General features: G+C 40.6%; 20 protein-coding genes and 1 riboswitch. Of the genes, 17 read left to right on the top strand and 3 right to left on the bottom strand.

The window, feature by feature from the left end:
- Positions 1–326 precede the first annotated feature (326 nt).
- The 5 genes from AAH944_RS09725 (at position 327) to AAH944_RS09705 (ending at position 4,572) form a co-directional block, all read left to right on the top strand.
- Positions 327–1,028: a Crp/Fnr family transcriptional regulator gene (locus tag AAH944_RS09725; RefSeq protein ID WP_415534710.1), complete on the top strand. Its 702-nt coding sequence runs from the start codon at positions 327–329 to the stop codon at positions 1,026–1,028.
- 234 nt (positions 1,029–1,262) lie between these two features.
- Positions 1,263–1,646 (top strand): dehalogenase, encoded by a 384-nt coding sequence (locus tag AAH944_RS09720; protein WP_415534708.1) that lies wholly within the window; start codon positions 1,263–1,265, stop codon positions 1,644–1,646.
- Between the two features lies 1 nt (position 1,647).
- Positions 1,648–3,042, top strand: a complete 1,395-nt coding sequence (locus AAH944_RS09715) for a reductive dehalogenase (protein WP_415534706.1) — start codon at positions 1,648–1,650, stop codon at positions 3,040–3,042.
- 116 nt (positions 3,043–3,158) lie between these two features.
- Positions 3,159–4,337, top strand: coding sequence for a 4Fe-4S binding protein (locus AAH944_RS09710; protein WP_415534704.1), 1,179 nt, complete (start codon positions 3,159–3,161; stop codon positions 4,335–4,337).
- Between the two features lie 28 nt (positions 4,338–4,365).
- Positions 4,366–4,572 (top strand): hypothetical protein, encoded by a 207-nt coding sequence (locus tag AAH944_RS09705; protein ID WP_415534702.1) that lies wholly within the window; start codon positions 4,366–4,368, stop codon positions 4,570–4,572.
- 11 nt (positions 4,573–4,583) lie between these two features.
- Here AAH944_RS09705 and AAH944_RS09700 read toward each other — a convergent pair whose 3' ends face one another.
- Positions 4,584–5,258 (bottom strand): Crp/Fnr family transcriptional regulator, encoded by a 675-nt coding sequence (locus AAH944_RS09700; protein ID WP_415534700.1) that lies wholly within the window; start codon positions 5,256–5,258, stop codon positions 4,584–4,586.
- Positions 5,259–5,653: 395 nt separating this feature from the next.
- Here AAH944_RS09700 and AAH944_RS09695 point away from each other — a divergent pair, with 395 nt between their 5' ends.
- Genes AAH944_RS09695 through AAH944_RS09685 form a run of 3 tightly spaced genes read left to right on the top strand, consistent with a single transcriptional unit; the run spans position 5,654 to position 7,619 of the window.
- Positions 5,654–6,292: a B12-binding domain-containing protein gene (locus AAH944_RS09695; protein ID WP_415534698.1), complete on the top strand. Its 639-nt coding sequence runs from the start codon at positions 5,654–5,656 to the stop codon at positions 6,290–6,292.
- Between the two features lie 3 nt (positions 6,293–6,295).
- A complete protein-coding gene (locus AAH944_RS09690) occupies positions 6,296–7,462 on the top strand; it encodes a uroporphyrinogen decarboxylase family protein (RefSeq protein WP_415534696.1) in 1,167 nt (388 codons plus the stop codon).
- A 13-nt stretch (positions 7,463–7,475) separates the two neighbouring features.
- Positions 7,476–7,619, top strand: a complete 144-nt coding sequence (locus AAH944_RS09685) for a hypothetical protein (RefSeq protein ID WP_020492679.1) — start codon at positions 7,476–7,478, stop codon at positions 7,617–7,619.
- Between the two features lie 201 nt (positions 7,620–7,820).
- Here AAH944_RS09685 and AAH944_RS09680 read toward each other — a convergent pair whose 3' ends face one another.
- Entirely contained in the window at positions 7,821–8,126 is a 306-nt protein-coding gene (locus AAH944_RS09680) for a pyridoxamine 5'-phosphate oxidase family protein (RefSeq protein ID WP_368294200.1), read from the bottom strand.
- 126 nt (positions 8,127–8,252) lie between these two features.
- Between AAH944_RS09680 and AAH944_RS09675 the strand changes: the two genes are divergently transcribed.
- A complete protein-coding gene (locus tag AAH944_RS09675) occupies positions 8,253–8,609 on the top strand; it encodes a winged helix-turn-helix transcriptional regulator (RefSeq protein ID WP_415534693.1) in 357 nt (118 codons plus the stop codon).
- 85 nt (positions 8,610–8,694) lie between these two features.
- Here AAH944_RS09675 and AAH944_RS09670 read toward each other — a convergent pair whose 3' ends face one another.
- Positions 8,695–8,973 (bottom strand): hypothetical protein, encoded by a 279-nt coding sequence (locus AAH944_RS09670; protein WP_415534692.1) that lies wholly within the window; start codon positions 8,971–8,973, stop codon positions 8,695–8,697.
- Between the two features lie 135 nt (positions 8,974–9,108).
- On the opposite strand from AAH944_RS09670, the gene AAH944_RS09665 reads away from it, so the two are divergent.
- The 8 genes from AAH944_RS09665 to AAH944_RS09630 all read left to right on the top strand — a co-directional run bounded on the left by AAH944_RS09665 (position 9,109) and on the right by AAH944_RS09630 (position 17,040).
- Entirely contained in the window at positions 9,109–9,477 is a 369-nt protein-coding gene (locus AAH944_RS09665) for a hypothetical protein (RefSeq protein WP_368294203.1), read from the top strand.
- A 324-nt stretch (positions 9,478–9,801) separates the two neighbouring features.
- Positions 9,802–11,355: a dehalogenase gene (locus AAH944_RS09660; RefSeq protein ID WP_415534690.1), complete on the top strand. Its 1,554-nt coding sequence runs from the start codon at positions 9,802–9,804 to the stop codon at positions 11,353–11,355.
- A 13-nt stretch (positions 11,356–11,368) separates the two neighbouring features.
- On the top strand, positions 11,369–11,674 hold the full coding sequence (locus tag AAH944_RS09655) for a hypothetical protein (protein WP_034378102.1): 306 nt from the start codon (positions 11,369–11,371) through the stop codon (positions 11,672–11,674).
- A 375-nt stretch (positions 11,675–12,049) separates the two neighbouring features.
- Entirely contained in the window at positions 12,050–13,138 is a 1,089-nt protein-coding gene (locus AAH944_RS09650; protein WP_415534688.1) for a 4Fe-4S binding protein, read from the top strand.
- Between the two features lie 320 nt (positions 13,139–13,458).
- Complete coding sequence (locus tag AAH944_RS09645; RefSeq protein ID WP_415534686.1) at positions 13,459–14,124, top strand: Crp/Fnr family transcriptional regulator; 666 nt, start codon at positions 13,459–13,461, stop codon at positions 14,122–14,124.
- Between the two features lie 117 nt (positions 14,125–14,241).
- A complete protein-coding gene (locus tag AAH944_RS09640) occupies positions 14,242–14,442 on the top strand; it encodes an FmdB family zinc ribbon protein (protein WP_119774484.1) in 201 nt (66 codons plus the stop codon).
- Between the two features lie 57 nt (positions 14,443–14,499).
- Positions 14,500–14,680, top strand: a riboswitch (cobalamin riboswitch).
- Positions 14,681–14,789: 109 nt separating this feature from the next.
- Positions 14,790–16,331: an ABC transporter ATP-binding protein gene (locus AAH944_RS09635; RefSeq protein ID WP_415534684.1), complete on the top strand. Its 1,542-nt coding sequence runs from the start codon at positions 14,790–14,792 to the stop codon at positions 16,329–16,331.
- Complete coding sequence (locus AAH944_RS09630) at positions 16,318–17,040, top strand: energy-coupling factor transporter transmembrane component T family protein (protein ID WP_368294207.1); 723 nt, start codon at positions 16,318–16,320, stop codon at positions 17,038–17,040. The genes AAH944_RS09635 and AAH944_RS09630 overlap by 14 nt, the downstream gene beginning before the upstream one ends.
- The last annotated feature ends 9 nt before the right edge of the window (positions 17,041–17,049 follow it).

Here is a 17,049-nt window from a genome sequence, read left to right as displayed (position 1 = left end):
ATTCAAAGAAATATTTAATATGAAAATGCATATGTCTCTGGCAACCTCGAATGTTGTCAGAGACAAATTGCTATGTAAAAAAATTTATAACCCTTGGAAAGAGTGTAAGGTATTATTAGACTCATAATTTATGTTACGGATACACAAGATAAACTATGTTTTGATCCAATTCTTTATTTGTTTAAGCAGGTAAAAAAATATAATTATCTAATCTTTTGTATTATCCAAGACTAATGTTATACACTTTTATTAATCTCCTGCTAAATCTAATCTTAGCATAAGAATCGATAAAGGATATTAGTATATGCAAAAGGAGGAATTAGATAATGGCTGATATTGATAAGAAGCAAATTCCCCGGCCTTATATGCTTGAAAATTTTGTGCAAACAGAAAGACTAGAGAAGTACCTGCATCTGGCACATAAACGTATATTTCCTAAAGGAGCAATCGTTCAAGCTCAGGGTACAAATGCTAATTCTATTCTTTATGTCAAGTCCGGATGCCTGGGTGTAAGCATTGGCTCAGATGAAGGCTATACCAAATTTCTTTTTCATATTGATGAAAAAACGATCGGGGCAACAATCAATACAAATGAAGACAATAGCGAAGTTCAGGTTTATGCAATCAGAAAAAGTACGGTTTATTTTTTCTCGCTTGAAGATATTCTGGAAATATTTAATGAGGATAAACAACTATTTCTAGAAGTTATTCAAAATATTCTTGACAAGTCTTATTGCCTTATGGCTAAAACAAGGGATTTAAGTTATTGCCGGCCGTCAAGCAGAATATTACGGTTTATCTATAATCTCTGTATCTCTAAAGGGAAACTTGTGGACAATTATTATATTATCAACACCAAACTAACGCAAAAAACGATCGGAGACATTACTGGAACTCATTATGTTTCAGTGAGTAAACTGTTTAAAATGCTAGAAGAGCAGAGAATACTCAAAAAAACCAAAGATAGAATTTACATTTACAATCTTTCAAAATTAGCTTCTATGATTGATGAAGTTTTAAAGTACTGACTTTGGATTGTTAATGACAAAAAAATACAAACTAGGGCCCACTCAAAATTATACCTTGAGTGGGCTTCTTGTTATGTGTATCGTAACACAGAAAATTCTAACATCATGCTTTATATTATTAAGCGGATGACGTATGAAGTTGAAGAAAGTATTTACAAGGAGGGGATATAGCGTGAAAAATACATGAAAAGTTCCCATTGATGATTGTGTTTATTAGGTTCGGGTCACAAAAAATTGGTAAAAAAGCAAAAATTACAAAGAAAAGGAAAAGTAGAGAAGAAGGGAGATGTGGTAGATAGTATGGGTGGAATTATCGCATATATTTTGGGTCTTGCTACTGTATTGCTTATTCAATTATACAAAAAGTCTGTGGAGAAGAAGAACCGCAAGTTCGGCATCTGGAACTGGGTATTATCAATATTTGTTACACTCTATGTAGATTTTTTAATATATTGGCTCTACATGGGAGTATGGGAGGGGCAGCCCAAAGCCGGAATAGTCGGATTATTCCTGATGGGTATTATTGGGGTCGTTATCGTTGCTGTTGCTCAATTATTGGTCAGCAAATCTTTTGGAAAAAAAACGATTGCCAAATTAATGAAAGGAGAAAAAGCATAAAATGTCTAAGAAACTTAGCAGAAGGTCCTTTCTAAAAAGTACTGCACTGACTGGAGCCCTGACCAGTATATTGACACTTACGCCCGGAGCAAGAGAGAAATTACTCGGAGACGGTGCTGCGAGTGCGCTGGAATACCCCAGAGTAGATAAACCGCCTTATGAGATTGAGGGTGAAGTCGGGCGATTTGATAATAGAAATAACGCCCATTCCCGCGGGTATTGGGACGAAAGCCAGTCGTTTTATTTGTTTGGCCCGCAAGGGATGACCGCACTTCATGATACCGTAAAAAATATCGCTGCCGGAACACCAAAACCCGGGTTTGATCACCGCGATCTGTCATTATTTATGAGTTCCGCGCTGATGTTTAAGGTTGGTAGCTTTGCTGCTTCGCATCTGTGGGAGCCGGAGCTGCCTCCGGGATTAACACAACCATACAAGTGTAGTCCGGAAGAAGCAGCCCAGACGGTGAAAATGGCCGCTAAGCATTTCGGCACAAGTGTTGTGGGGACATGTAAGCTTAATAGAGATTGGCTTTATAGTCACCGGTATCACGCCGAGAATTGGAAGACGGATGCTAAACGTCTTTTTGAAAAAGTATTTGGTCTTCAAAACGGTCTGTTGGGGCCGGTGATGACACCCGAAGAAAGAAAGAAATTGCAATTGCCGAATGTAGATGATGAATTGCCTCAAGAGATGAATAACGTTATCGTCTGCGGTATTGAAATGGACTACGAGGCTTACCAGCGTACTCTTTCTTGTGTTGAAGTAGCTGAAACGTATCGGGCCTACAGCTTTGATAAATTCTTGATTATGCACTTGGCTCTCTTTATCAATTATATGGGTTACCGTGCTTGGCCGTTTGGCAGTTATGGACCAGGATTGGGAATCCCGATGGCTGTCGATGCAGGACTAGGGGAAATGGGACGGAATGGTCTGCTCATCAACCCGGACTTTGGGCCTCGTCTGCGTATTTGCGGTGTTATCACCGACATGCCTCTCCAGCCGGATAAACCTATAGATATGGGAGTGACCAAGTTCTGTGAGACCTGTGCGGTTTGCGCCGATAACTGTCCTTCCGGGTCTATTCCCAAGGATAATCATCGTACTGCCGAAGCCGTATATGGCACTACAAATTCTGGTGTCAAAAAGTGGCCGATCGATGCTTGTAAATGCAAAGCGTATTGGGATGATCACAACATAAGTGCTTGTGGCAACTGTGTTCATTATTGTCCGTACAATAAACCCAAAACCGAAATGCATAAGTTAGCAGCGCATTTGGCACCGACGCTAGGGTCCACCCTTGTCAAGATGGAAAAAATGTTAGGCTATTCAGAACCCAAAGATGTGGCAAGCTGGTGGGCGCAGGATCCTAATAAATTCTTTCCAAGGAAGTAAGTAGAACTATAAAAGATATGCCGGCTCCCGCTTGAGAGCCGGCATATCATTATTAGGTTTCTTATTTGCTTCATTTGTCAGCCTAGTTATTAGTCATACTTCTGGAGGAAGCAATAATGTTGAAACGCATAATGATAGTTGTTGCGGTTGCCATGTTGATCGGGGCTTTGGCGTATTCCAATATGGCAGCAGAGAAGGATGAACTCCTCTACATGAAACAGATTTTGCCGCAAACAAACTTCGAAAAGATAAGTAACGACCCTCCAACTTTTAAGACGGATCAAAGTAACGGCAAGGAACATGATTATGTCGTATTTGGTGAGGCCAATGGTTATGGCGGGCCAATGAAGGTAGCTGCAATAATCGATCCGCAGGGGGAGATTCAACAAGTTGTGGTTGTGGAGAACAGAGAGTCGCCTAGTTTTTTGAACAAAGTCTTAAAGGCAAAACTTCTGGATCAGTTCAAGAACATAAAAGCAAATGATCCGATTGAACTAGGTGCTGACATTGATTCCGTCACCGGGGCTACGGTAAGCGCTAGGGCTATCGCCAATGCTGTACGCCAGGGAAGTCATGAAGTAGCAGTCAATCAACTTGGTCTAAGTATATCGGAAAAGCCGGAATCCTGGAAGTTTGGGTTAGCGGAAGCAAGCGCGATCATTCTGTTTCTAGCTGTATTGGTCTTAAGCTTGGTGTGGAAAAAGTCCAAAGTACGGTATATTACTTTACTTTTTGCAGTCATTATCTTTGGGTTCTGGCTTAAAATCCAGATCTCCTTATCCTCTATCTCGGCATTATTGATGGGGTATTGGCCTCCTATACACAGTAATATGATTTGGTATGTAATCGTACTAGGTGGTTTAGGGATTGCTCTTTTTTCTGGACGCAACCTATACTGTTACTGGCTGTGTCCTTTCGGGGGGGTACAAGAATTAACAAGTATGGTAAGAGGCCGTAGCAAGTGCCGAAGGGTGTCTAATCAGCTCCTGAAATTATTGGCTAAGATACTGTTGTGGTCAGGTTTACTTTTAACTTTTCTGTACCGGAATCCTGCTATTGGCAGTTATGAACCATTTGGTACGTTGTTTGGGCTTACAGGGACTGTTCTTAATTGGCTGTTATTACTTATGATTATGACAGTGTCTATCTTTATTTATCGCTTTTGGTGTGATTGCTTCTGTCCAGTGGGGGCTTTTTTGGATATTTGCGCTAAAATCAGACGTAAACTCGGAAAGTTAATGCACTCACCTGAGAAAGTCACACAGCACCAAATGCCGATTAAAAAGAACGAGTAGGTGCAATTAAATCAACAGGAGGGAGAAAATGAATAATAAATACAATATTGGTGATATCCTAAATCATACTTTATGTGTTATTACCCTTGTAATAATCAGTCTGATCTTTTGGCAGAACATAGATTCTAATTCTGTTGCAGACTTAAGTGCTCAAAAAGTTAATATGGAATCCCAAACTCCTCAGGAGCCTGAAATTCCAGAGAATATGGATATGCATAACTTTGCAGTAGAATAAATGAGGCCAGTTTATAATTGGGATTCAACCCATGATTTGAAGTCTTTGGGGAAATAGATATTCCGATCAATTACTTTGATCATACCTTTGTTTTTCAAATCAGAGAATTGTTTCGTAACAAATTCTCGTGTAGCACCAATAGATTCGGCAATTTCCTGATGAGTAAGGATATAAGGGGCTTTATACCAATGATCATATTCCAAGTGATTGAGTGAATAAAGATTACGTAAGAATAGTAAAAAGCGATGCCTTGGATTAAAAAACCAAAGAGATTCGAAATTTTCTACAAGTGCAATGGCGTAATTACTCAAGTAGTTCATAAAAATAAAGGCCAAGATAGGGTTAGCATTAATTTTTTCAAAAAATTGATTTTTGGTGATATAACAAATTGTGCTGTCTTCATAAGCTCTTATCTCAAGGGGAGACGATTTTACTTCCAAAAGCACGGGAACTAAACCGTAAAGTCCTCCGGCTTGAATAATACTCACTGTTCTTTGTCTTCCATCTTTACTTAACATCATGGTTTTTAATGATCCTTTTTCGACACACTGGATGTATTTTATTTCTTCACCGGTATTTACGACTCTTTCTCCTTTGCTTACAGTAAAACGTTGACCATTCGTCTTCATAAAATCAAATAATTCTTTAGATGAAGGTTCCCACGGGAAATGTGAATAGTCAAACACTGCAATCACCTCCCATACAGATTCCCCTATACCCTATCATATCATTTCTGTTTCTGGAGATATGTGAATCAAGATACACTCTGTCTTTGATGACCAGAAAAGTAAAACAAAAGAATCGTCAGAAAATAAGGGTAATTAAAGCATCTCCAAATAATATAAAGATTATTTGTTATGCCAATAAAAATAAAAATAATACACAATGGAATTGGGCAGAAAACTGTTGAGATAAATAATACGGTAAATAATTTTGAAAATTTAAAATATATAAATTATACCCTTAGTAAGCGCTAAGATTTTTTAAATTTTTTCTATGATATATTAACTTGTATAGACAGCAAACTTTATTATCATAGACTAATAAAATGGCTGTAAAAAATTGAAGGAGGATGTTTGAAGTGGTGGATTTGAAAGCCCTGATTCAAGCGATGTCCGATTTGGACGAAGACGTGTTAAACAAGGCCATTGATGAAGTGCTAAGCAAAGACGACAACGCGGCAGAAGTCCAAGAAATTGTTAAAGCCTGTCAGCAAGGTATGACGCTCGTAGGTGAGCGTTATGATTCGGGTGAGTACTTTATCGGGGACTTGGTCTTCGCCGGGGAAGTGCTGCAAAACGTCATGGACAAGCTCAAACCGGCTTTAAGCGCAGATTCCTCAGCAAAAGGCGGAAAGATTGTCCTGGCTACCGTTTTCGGAGACCTTCATGATATTGGCAAAAATATTTTCAGATCCATGGTAGAAGCTGCAGGCTTCGAGGTGATCGACCTGGGGATCAATGTTCCGGTTAACCAGATTGTGGACAGGGTAAAAGAGGTTAACCCTGATATTGTCGGATTAAGCGGCGTACTGACTTTGGCGCTGGATAGTATGAAAGAAACGGTTGACGGTCTTGCTGAAGCAGGTCTTAGAAGCTCAGTCAAGGTGATTATCGGCGGCGTACCGGTTAATGAGGTCGTATGTAAAAGCATAGGAGCGGATAGTTTCTCGACAAACGCTGCTGAAGGCGTCAAAATATGCCAAAGATGGGTGGGGTGATCGATGAGTGATATGATGAATCTATATCAAGAACGTTTAGATCGGGTATTCAAAGCCTTTAATCTGGAACAGCCGGACCGCGTACCTGTGCTTGGGACTTATGGATCTTGGTGCGCCGAGTTTGCAGGGTATACCGATGCAGAAACCAATTGGGATACGGACAAAGGCGGCAAAGCTATGATGAAAGTAGCCAGCGAAATCCCGCTGGACATGGTTCATAACTATTTTGGCAGACCTGGCGGTGTTTATCAGGCGTTGGGGAGCAAAGCATTTCATTATTTAAGTGACAGTACGGTCGCACAGTATTCGGATGAGCATGCCCAGATCATGACAGCCGATGAATATCCGGAGTTTGCCAAAGATCCGTTTAGATTTATGGTAGAAAAGATCTTGCCGCGTAAATACGCTGAACTGGCCAAGCCTTCACCGGTAAAGGATTTAGCTTTTGCCAAAGGCGCTATGAAATTCGGCATGTTTGGGGCACAATCCGGAGGTATTGCGGGTGCACTTGCCGCGCAATGCGGGATGCCCAAACTTCTTGATGGCGTTATTATTCACCCAATGGATTGGATTGCTGATTTCTTCCGGGGCATTAAAAACGCCTTCATGGATATCCGCCGTTGTCCTGAAGACTTCTTAGCAGCGATAGAGGCATTCACGCCGTTGGTCATCAGGTTCGGTATGGGTCAGGCACTCATGGTTCCGCCGACACAATACCCCAAAGTTATCTTGATTCCTATTCATTTGCCTACAATGTTAAAAGTATCTGATTTTGATAAATTTTTCTGGCCGGCTTTCAAAACAATCATGGAGTTTTTTGCTTCCCAGAATATCAATGTCGTTCCAATTTATGAAGGCGATTGGTCGCGTTATTACGATCACTTGCAAGAGCTGCCTGCCAAGAAATCCATGGGTTGGTTTGAATACGGGGATCCTAAAGAAATTAAAGATAAACTCGGAGATACCATGTGTATTTCGGGACTTTACCCGGCAACCTTACTGCAATTTGGCACCAAGGAAGAATGTATCGCCAAGGCCAAAAAATTAGTAGACATTCTGGCCCCTGGCGGCGGATATGTATTTGGTACGGATAAGGAACTGATTACAGGTAAAGCGGAAAACATCATCGCCGTAAACAAGTTTGTCATGGAGTATGGTGTTTATAAATAGGAGGTGCTTCACAGTGGAAGAACAATTGTTGATCTCTTGGAGTGATATCGTAAAAGAGCATCCGGAGCTCGCAGATAAAGATCCTGCAATGGCTATGAGCTGGGATATTGGACAGGAAATGATTTTTGCTTATGTAACTTTCCTGGCACTCTTTTAAAACAAAGACGATAAAGAAAGCATGGGTGCAAGCGTATAACTGTGCTGTGATGGTATAACCTTAACCATGAATAATGAAAGAATACCAAAAGATAATTTCACAAATTGCAGATTACTTACACAGCCTAAAGCCAGGAGAAAATCCTGGCTTTTTCATGGATTCGTGTTTTACATTCGTGTCAACTGGCGCTAGAAAGAAGGTCTATATCAGAGCATCAACTTCTGCTGGGGTGAAAATGAGCTGTTTATCCTTGACCTCAGCTGTCCCAGCGAGACGATAGCCTTTAGGTCCACCGTTCATTGTTGCTGCAACAACCCATGTATTTTTATTAGCTGCTAAATTCTGCTGTGTTACTTCCATTTTGTAAATCCCGAAAACTACTGTATCGCCTACAACTTCGCCTTTGCCCGCAATGATTGGGTGAGGAATGCCATCTGTACTCAGCGTGACAAGGGAGAGGAAGGCCGAACCCTCAATGACTGCTTTGACCCCTTCATTAATAACCATCTCGCCATCTCCTTAGTATTTTTTTGATAGTCTTTACTTTAGTTTTGCTACCTAGTACAATATTACTACCTGAATTTTATTTTTCAAGTACGCAGAAAATGATGAGTAGGTAAGGAAAAACTGACTATGAAAAACGATCAAAACAACAGCGCATGCAGAAATAACTGCCCATGTATGGAGGATTGTCCATTAGGAAGTGCATTAAGGTTAATAGGCGGAAAATGGAAAGTACCCATTTTATGCGCGCTTAATCAAGACGGGGTAACAAGGTATAATGAACTGAAACGCAAGATTAGAGGCATAACAAATACGATGTTGGCGAGCTCATTGAAGGAATTGGAAGAAGACGGTCTTATCTACCGTAAACAATATATGGAGATGCCGGTGAGGGTTGAATATGCATTGACGGACCTTTGCAGTGACCTGATGCCGATTCTAAAACAACTTGCACATTGGGGGATTCAGGTTCAGGAGCCCGAATAATATTGAGCAGATACAAAGAAATGTATCTGCTCAAATGAATGTTTAGCAACGGAATTTTGTAAACAAACCAATTTTTATGGTGCTATTAGGCACTTTTTTCTTCCGAGCGGGTTCCTTTGATAAAGAACGACAGAAGTACTCCAACTATGCTGATGCAAGTCACCACCATAAAGGCCACGTTGACGCCGTGGATAGCCCCCTCCATGCCATACGTTTCAGGATTTAACGCGCTGTTCGTCATCACCGAGACAAGAACCGCCGTTCCAATGGCACTTGCCACTTGCCGCAGGGTATTATTCATTGCGGTCCCGTGCGGGATTAATTCTGCCGGTAACTGGTTTAGTGCCGCAGTGGTAAGGGGCATCATCACCATAGCAAAGCCAATCATCGTGACTGAATTGACGACTGCCAGATAAGTAAATGATGTCTCCAAATGAAGATGTGTAAGCATAAAAGCACTGACAACATTGTTCTTTTTTTTGAGGAGACAGAAGCTTACTTGGAAGAAAAACGGAAAGAGCCGCCGAGCAAGCGATTGAAGGGGGTACTCAGGCTATTTATCCAATTCAAAGAAAACAAAGCAAAATTACTTAAAGGTGTTGGGGACATTGCGCCAAAACGAAAATCTATAGACGGGAGTCCGCTGTATAACCAATTACACCAAATATTTGTCGATCTTTTTGAAGAGATAAATGAAAAAGAATTCCCGGTAACTAACAGTATATTTAGAGCTGACATGTTGCTCACAACTTTCGCAAGTGATTTTTACTTGTTCCAGAGAGAAGTACGCGGTTATTCGGCCGATATGCTTTTGGAACAGGTCTATATCATATTCGTTTCAGGTAATTCGGCCCACTTGAAGAAGTAAAAAAACGAGTTGAATTTGCCCTGGGGAATTAAAGGAAATATATTTTATAGGAGCATTAGTCAAAAAATAGTCTGATGCTCCTTTGTTTGCGTTAGATTTTTCTGAATATTCAAAAAAGTATTCGTTTAACATACACAAAAAGTTGGCTGCTATAAACTGAATACGAGCGCTCATGTTTATAATAAGGATCCAGATTTTAAGTAAAGGAGGAAAGGCAAAGACTAAGTCTAAAAAAACCAGACTTCATAGCGCAAATGTTTAGCATCTAAGGGACTTTTAACATTATCTTTTTTAATTTTCACAAATTGGAATGGAGTGAACAGGATGGAAAATAGCCCGTTAGAAAATGGCCAGGGAAATGGCTCCGTAGTAGATAAGATTAAATCTGTTCAAATCAGCAGACGTTCTTTATTTAAATTTGCCGGGCTTGCTGGGGGTGTAGCGGCACTCGGGGGAATTGCTGCCAGTAGCTTTGGTGATGCAAAGTCCATTGATACGATGATGGGATGGGAATCAGAACAAGGGGAAGTATATTTTAATCGTGAGCCGTTTAGAGTAGATAAGCCTGGTTATGAGATTAAAGGACCGGTCAATCGTGTGGATCAAGACGTAGATTCACCAACCTTTCGTCGTCTGTACTATCAAGAAGATGCTTTATTAAGCAAAAAAGGCGAAGAAAATTTAATGCCCAGATTGAAGGAATATTACGCAAAGCATCCTGATAAACTGGAAGGCGACAGAGCGTGGTTCACCAAACTTCTTCCAAACCTCGCTGAAGAAGAGAAAAAAATGAATAAGGATATGTGGGGAATTGCAACTGCATGGAACAAGGCTTGGACCAGCATGCTTGCTCCCTTAGTAGGGGACCCAAAAGAGTGGGACTTTAAGGGTGTAATCAAAGAACCATTAAAAGTTAAGGATCCAAAAGAAACAAGCAAACTCATTAAAAAAATGGCAGGCCTCTTTGGTGGGACTTTAGTGGGTATTACGAAAGTCAATCCGAGGTGGATCTTAGGCTGGGGTGGTGGCGTGGACCCCAGGATGCTTCCAATTTTAGCTGCGGTAGGAATTGATCCAATAACGCCAAGGGGGGTAAGAGGCGGTCCCATAGACATCCCCGATTGGTGGCAATATGCAATTGTCATTGCTGTACCCCATGAACCTAATTTAATAGAAGCAACACCGCTTTTTTACAGTCCATTTGAGGCATATACGCGGTCAGGCCTTGCTGCTGCAAGACTTACGGGCTTTATCAAAGCTTTGGGGTATCCTGCCAGATATAACGGAAACCCAATTATAGGGTGGGATGAACTTTTAGCCACGCCGTTAGCAATTGATGCAGGATTGGGTGAGATGGGAAGGCCTGGCATATTGGTTACACCCGAATTTGGACCCTCGGTAAAATTGGCTGTTGTACTGACAAATCTTCCTATGGAGCCGGATCGGCCAATCAACATGGGCTTAAAGGATTTCTGCGACAAGTGTGGTATTTGCGCGGAAAAATGTCCTGGTGGCTCTATTCCAAGCGGACAACCCGAACTGCAGGACGATGGCGTGGTACGTTGGATGTCAGACAGAGAAAAATGTCAGAACTATTATGCTTCTGTTCCCATCAGACATATGTGCGGTGTTTGTTATTCTGTGTGTCCGTGGCGCAGATTTGACAATGCGTTGCATAAGTATAGCCGTGAATTGGCTGTAAGAGATCGAACCGGAATAGCACATCAAATCATGTTATGGGGGCAAAAGAGCTTTTATCCAAGTCCGTCAAAAGACGATTATAATGCTCCGACGTGGGCGACTTATAAAGACGTGCCTTGGTGGATGAGAACGGATATGTTCTTTGACGGGATACCGGAAGGCATCTTTAAGAAATAGGAGGGAATAGCGGATGAGCCTTTATTCGTTCATTGCAGGAATGGGAACAGCGGTGGCTGTGTATTGGTTGTATTCATGGTCGAAGCAACGTGGTCAAAGCTTAAATTGGTGGAAATGGTTAGTCGTTTGTGCGTGGGTTTTATTACTCTTTTTAACGGATATATTTATTTTCACTAGTCTCGGTGAAAATGAGTCTCGTGCTGCTTTAATGGGCGGAGTCTTTTTGACTGCAATCACTGTAATTTCAGGAGTCGGGATCTGGCGTTGGTTTTTTACTGTACCGAAAGCAAAAATAGCTGATAATGCATCTAAAATGTAATTACTTTTGTTCTCAGTTTTAAGGTAAGGCTGAATGGTTTGCTGCCCAGAGAGAAAACAAAAAAATAATCGCTGGGCAGTCAAACCGTTTGTCGTAAAAGCGTGGTTGGCAGTTTGAGGAAATCTGAGGGACACTCTTGTAGCCGGATCCAACAAGACTTGGAACTACATGCACTATGTTTCAATTGAGGCGGGAAGTGCTGAGAAAGGCACGTAGTGCGGATATAATAAACGATGGTATACCGGGAGATGTGTAATTTTGTCTAAAGTTCATTTAAAAAGACTGTTCTTATTTATGTTTTTTGGATCTTTAATAATCGCATTATTGTTTAGTTTTAAGGGCAGACAGATGGATGTCCAGCAATTCTTACCCTCAATGCTGAGCAATACTCAGGAGTTTAAAGCGATTGAGACTCACCCACTGACCTATGCAGGCTATAAGAATATCAACGGTCAGGATACGCTGCAGGGGTACGTGGTTTTTGGTCAAGGGAACGGCTATGGCGGTCCCGTATCTGTTTTAACGGCTACAGACCCCAACGGTAACATTTTAAAAGTTCGGGTTGTAGGGTATGCTACGGAAACACCATCCTATATTCATTCAGTTTTGAGTGGGGATTTTCTAAAACAATTTACAGGTAAATCTGTAGATGAACCGTTAGAAATTGGTCAGGATATCGACAAAGTGACCAGCGCTACGCTTTCATCAAGAGGAATTACCAATGCAGTCCGTCAGGCTAGTCATGGGTTGGGTAAAAACCAACTTGCTTTGAATATTTCTGAGCCTTCCGAGAATATTAATTTGGGGATCAAAGAAATAGGCTTGGCTTTATTAATATTTGCAACGATTATAGGAGTGCGTTTTAAGATTCCTAAGCTGCGATGGCTGGTTCTTATATGCAGTATATTTTTTACTGGTTTCTGGTTTAACTGTTCAATTTCACTTGCGAACATTGCCAGCGGATTAATGGGATTCTTCACGGCTTTTAAACAAAATCTTTTTTGGTATATTTTAATCGTCGGGATTCCATTAATTATTTTCTTAAGCGGGAAGAACCTATACTGTTATTGGTTATGTCCTTTTGGAGGGATTCAGGAAATACTGGCAAAAATCGGAGGCGGAAAACTAAAATGTAATCATCATGTAGCAACATGGCTGCAAAAAATAAAATACATGTTAGTTTGGATCGTACTGATTTTAAGCTTTTGCTTTAAATCACCGAGTATAGGAGGCAGTTATGAGCCTTTTGGAGTCCTGTTCGGATTTCAGGGGGTGAGTGTGCAATGGATACTGCTCAGTATTATCCTGGTTGTATCGCTGTTTATTAGAAGATTTTGGTGTTTATATTTTTGTCCGGTCGGGGTGATCAATGAAATCATCATTAAAGCAAGACGATTTGTAAATTCCCTTTTCCAAAAGAAACAGGAACAAGGTATTCTAACGAATAAAGGAAGGTCACTATGAGGCACCTTGGCTCTAAGGAAATATTTTTCTGTACTTTGACAGCGATCATCTTATTTTTAGTTATAATCTTAGTATTTAGCAACATAAAACAACTTTTATAACCATTCACCAGCGTTAATTAAATTGACGCTCGTCGTTAGATGTCCATTATCTGCATACTATATCCACGAAGAAAAATAATATATAATCAAGGTAAGGGTAGTTCTGTCTGCCCATATCTCTAATTATCAGGAGATTTAGGCAGGACAAGGAAACAACATAATTACATTTTCACATATTAATTAGTCTAAGTATAAGGCTAAGTACAAGGGAGTGTAATCATGAGTGATAATGATCTACCATGGCTGAAATACACAAAATTATTCCGGTCGCCAATAGATGGTTGGAAGAAAGTTTTTGCGGATAGAGAAAGATTGTTATATCCCAAAGGAAGCATTATTATTAAACAAGGCATTACGATTGAGAAGCTATTATATATTTTTACAGGGACGGTTGAATATTCGAAAGTTGACGAAGAAGGCAATGAGGTTCTCATTGATGTCTTGGGTGCAAATAATTTATTTATGATTGCGCCATTGTTTACCGGTATTCCCCCTCTCGGTTCATTTACGGCTGTTGAAGACACAGTAGCCGCTGCAATTTCAATTCAGGAAATGAAAAGTTTGATGAAGTCTGATTTTACGCTTACTGAAGAGCTGCTCTACGACCTTTCAATGAAAAGTAATAACCATATAAGCCGGCTGCAGAAACATTACACTTACAAGGTAGACCATAGAATTATCGAAACTTTATGTGCACTTGCAGATCAACAAGGGATGCAACTGTTTATCAATCAACAAGATTTGGCTGAACTTGCAGATACAACAAGAGTAACGGTGTCAAATTTATTTCGCGACTTAAAATCTGAGAACATTATACGGCCAATATATGGAGGGATCATTATACAGGATTATAGCCGTCTAAAAAACTGGCAGAAACATATTTAAAGATCTGTAATTAAGACCAGCTAGTATTTTCTCCTGGCGTCATACGGATATAATATTGGGGATTCAATGAATTTATTATTGATTTGATGAAGAAAAGATATTTTAGGAGGTTATTAAATGCCAACTTATGACTTTATTTGCGAAAAGTGTGGTCACAAGTTTTCTGTTTTTTGTAGTGTTAGTTCAAGAGACAAACAAATATGTCCGCAGTGCGCTGATGATAAAATAACTCAGCGGTTTACAACGGTTAATGCCTATGGAGTTAAAGGTGGTAAAACCTGTTCATCTGGGAAATGTAGTCCTGGCTGCAAATGTTAAAATCTCACCATCTTTTCTCTTGACTTTTCTTCAATTTCATTTAGAATAAGACGTAATAATCATACATTCTTTTTTGGTGTCTCTTATCGAGAAGAATAGGGAATCAGGTGCAATTCCTGGACGGACCCGCCGCTGTAAATAGCTGTGATGACTGTACGATGCCACTGAGAAATCGGGAAGGCACAGAAATCGGTTAAAGCTATGAGTCAGAAGACCTGCCAATGAAGATATCAACATGAAGCAATGGTAAAGTTTCAGTTTGAGAGTTAGTATCTCTCAAAACTGGAACTTTTTTTGTATGCATGTCGTTTACATAGTTTAGATTTTTATATGGAGGCTTTCATCCGATGGAACCTGCGGTACAGCTTAAAATAGAATCTCTTGTATTTCCGCCTGAGACAAAGAAAGTGTTAAAAGATATCGACTTAACCATCAATCAAGGAGATTTCATCGCCATTACTGGGGAAGCCGCATCGGGAAAATCGATGTTACTCCATAGTATCACCGGGGCGGCGTCTCAATTTTTTAACGGGCAGCTAAACGGTACCATTAGGGTCATGGGGCAAGACATCCATGCAATCCCCTTGGCAAAAATGTGTGATTATATCGGCTATATGATGCAGGAACCGCAAAATCAAATGGTCAGTATCACGGTAGAGGAAGAAGTGGCTTTCGGGATTGCCAATATGGAACTTCCTTGGGATGAAATGAAGAACAGAGTCAAAAAAACTTTACAATTTGTTGGACTAGAGGGTTTTGAACAAAGAAAGACGGATGGACTGTCCGGCGGCCAAGCCCAAAGAGTGGTATTGGCAAGTGTTCTCGCGATGGAAACGCCCATTCTTGTTTTAGATCAGCCCGCCGCAGAATTAGACGGAAAAGGAAAACGGGATCTTTATTCCTATATCAGCTATTTAAATAAAGAAAAGGGAATTACCGTGATTATGGTGATGGACCGGGCCTGCGATATTCTTCTCTATACCAACCGTATTCTTATTATAGCTGAAGGAACAATCAGAGAAGAATGCAGCCCTGGTGACTATCAGAAACGCTTCAATCAAACAAGACCAACCCAAAATATGACGGCGGCAAATGAAAAGTTAAATGAGAAATTGAATGAAAAATCGAATGAAAAATCGAATGAAAAATTGATGGAAGTAAAGGATCTGGCCTTTACCTATAAAGGTGGTTTCAAAGGCTGTGAAAATATTAATTTAAATATTAATTACGGTGATTTTATTGGGGTGATTGGACTCAATGGTTCAGGGAAAACGACGTTGTTGAAATTAATGGAAGGTTTGCTTATCCCGGATACGGGTGCGATTCGAATCTTTGGCAAACCCCTGACCAAGAGGAACTTAGCAACGATACGCAGTCAAATAGGTTTCCTGTTTCAAAACCCCGATCTTCAAATCTTTGCGAACACAGTAAAAGATGAGGCGGCATTTGTTTTAAGAACAAGAAAACTGCCGGAAGAGGAAATTGCAGAGAAAGTAAATGGGATTTTAGACAAAGTCGGGCTATTGGCATTCGCCGATGTCCACCCGCACAGGCTTAGCCGCTGCCAGCGTCAGAAGCTGGCAATTGCCTCTGTTTTGGTAGGAGGCCCCGAGATTATCATGGCGGATGAACCTACCTCAGGTTTAGATGAAGAACAGAGCGCCCTGATCATGGAGCTGCTCTCTGCATTTCAGCAACAAGGTAAAACGGTTATTCTCGTTACCCATGACCTGGGTTTGGCCAAACAATATGCCAACCGTATTGTGGCAATGCACATGCACCGTCTGGCATTGGATATTCCGGCCCAAGAGATTGGTTCTTTTGAAGAGGTCCTTAAAGACATAGGGTTAGATTTCCAGAAGGAAGGCGTTGCTTATGGCTTTCATTGAAAAAATTGATCCGCGTACGAAGTTGGTATGGTGTTTAACACTCATTCTTACAGCTTTGCTTTCACAGAATCTGAGCCTGGAAATCGGAATTATTGCCTTGGTAATCATTGCGGATTGTATTTTTACCAACCATTTAAAAAAATATAAAATACTGTTGCCAGTAATGCTTTTAGTAGCCTCGCAGATTCTTGTCATACAGTTATTGTTCTGCCGGGAGGGGGACCTTCTCTGGAAGTGGGGTATTCTGTCTGTTTATACAGGCTCAATTCCGGCCGCTGCTTTGGGTATTTCCCGGACGGCTGCTGTGACCTTGGCCGCTGTTCAGTTTATGACCTGGACTTCTGCCACAGATGCGGCTTTAATGCTTATAGCATGGGGTGTCCCTTATCGTTATGCCATGTTGGTCGTTATGACAAAACGTTTTTTTCCTCTGATGCAAAAGGAATATCTGGCAATTTCAGAGAGTCAATCGGTTCGGGGTTATCCCTCGGAAGGAATTAAAAATAGAATAAAAAATCTTCCGCTAACCTTTATGCCATTGCTCTATCGCACAGTCCGGCATACTTCAGATATCGCTCTTGCAATGGAGTTAAAAGGTTATGGCCGAAGCAAGCAGCGGACGTTTGGCAAACAATTGCATTTAAAAAGCTGGGAAATGATCAGTATGATGGTTTGTACCCTATTCTTTATCACCGTTAATTTTATTTAAAATTAAAAA

Source organism: Dehalobacter sp. CP (assembly GCF_047652685.1).
Classification (GTDB): domain Bacteria; phylum Bacillota; class Desulfitobacteriia; order Desulfitobacteriales; family Syntrophobotulaceae; genus Dehalobacter.
This window is presented reverse-complemented; position numbering and strand designations above follow the sequence as displayed.

What these genes read in the sequence shown, in the direction of transcription:
- AAH944_RS09725 (WP_415534710.1), top strand. Translation starts at nt 327, where the DNA reads ATGGCTGATATTGATAAGAAGCAAATTCCCCGGCCTTATATGCTTGAA.
- AAH944_RS09715 (WP_415534706.1), top strand. Translation starts at nt 1,648, where the DNA reads ATGTCTAAGAAACTTAGCAGAAGGTCCTTTCTAAAAAGTACTGCACTG.
- AAH944_RS09710 (WP_415534704.1), top strand. Translation starts at nt 3,159, where the DNA reads ATGTTGAAACGCATAATGATAGTTGTTGCGGTTGCCATGTTGATCGGG.
- AAH944_RS09705 (WP_415534702.1), top strand. Translation starts at nt 4,366, where the DNA reads ATGAATAATAAATACAATATTGGTGATATCCTAAATCATACTTTATGT.
- AAH944_RS09690 (WP_415534696.1), top strand. Translation starts at nt 6,296, where the DNA reads ATGAGTGATATGATGAATCTATATCAAGAACGTTTAGATCGGGTATTC.
- AAH944_RS09680 (WP_368294200.1), bottom strand. Translation starts at nt 8,126, where the DNA reads ATGGTTATTAATGAAGGGGTCAAAGCAGTCATTGAGGGTTCGGCCTTC.
- AAH944_RS09675 (WP_415534693.1), top strand. Translation starts at nt 8,253, where the DNA reads ATGAAAAACGATCAAAACAACAGCGCATGCAGAAATAACTGCCCATGT.
- AAH944_RS09670 (WP_415534692.1), bottom strand. Translation starts at nt 8,973, where the DNA reads ATGCCCCTTACCACTGCGGCACTAAACCAGTTACCGGCAGAATTAATC.
- AAH944_RS09660 (WP_415534690.1), top strand. Translation starts at nt 9,802, where the DNA reads ATGGAAAATAGCCCGTTAGAAAATGGCCAGGGAAATGGCTCCGTAGTA.
- AAH944_RS09655 (WP_034378102.1), top strand. Translation starts at nt 11,369, where the DNA reads ATGAGCCTTTATTCGTTCATTGCAGGAATGGGAACAGCGGTGGCTGTG.
- AAH944_RS09650 (WP_415534688.1), top strand. Translation starts at nt 12,050, where the DNA reads ATGCTGAGCAATACTCAGGAGTTTAAAGCGATTGAGACTCACCCACTG.
- AAH944_RS09645 (WP_415534686.1), top strand. Translation starts at nt 13,459, where the DNA reads ATGAGTGATAATGATCTACCATGGCTGAAATACACAAAATTATTCCGG.
- AAH944_RS09640 (WP_119774484.1), top strand. Translation starts at nt 14,242, where the DNA reads ATGCCAACTTATGACTTTATTTGCGAAAAGTGTGGTCACAAGTTTTCT.
- AAH944_RS09635 (WP_415534684.1), top strand. Translation starts at nt 14,790, where the DNA reads ATGGAACCTGCGGTACAGCTTAAAATAGAATCTCTTGTATTTCCGCCT.
- AAH944_RS09630 (WP_368294207.1), top strand. Translation starts at nt 16,318, where the DNA reads ATGGCTTTCATTGAAAAAATTGATCCGCGTACGAAGTTGGTATGGTGT.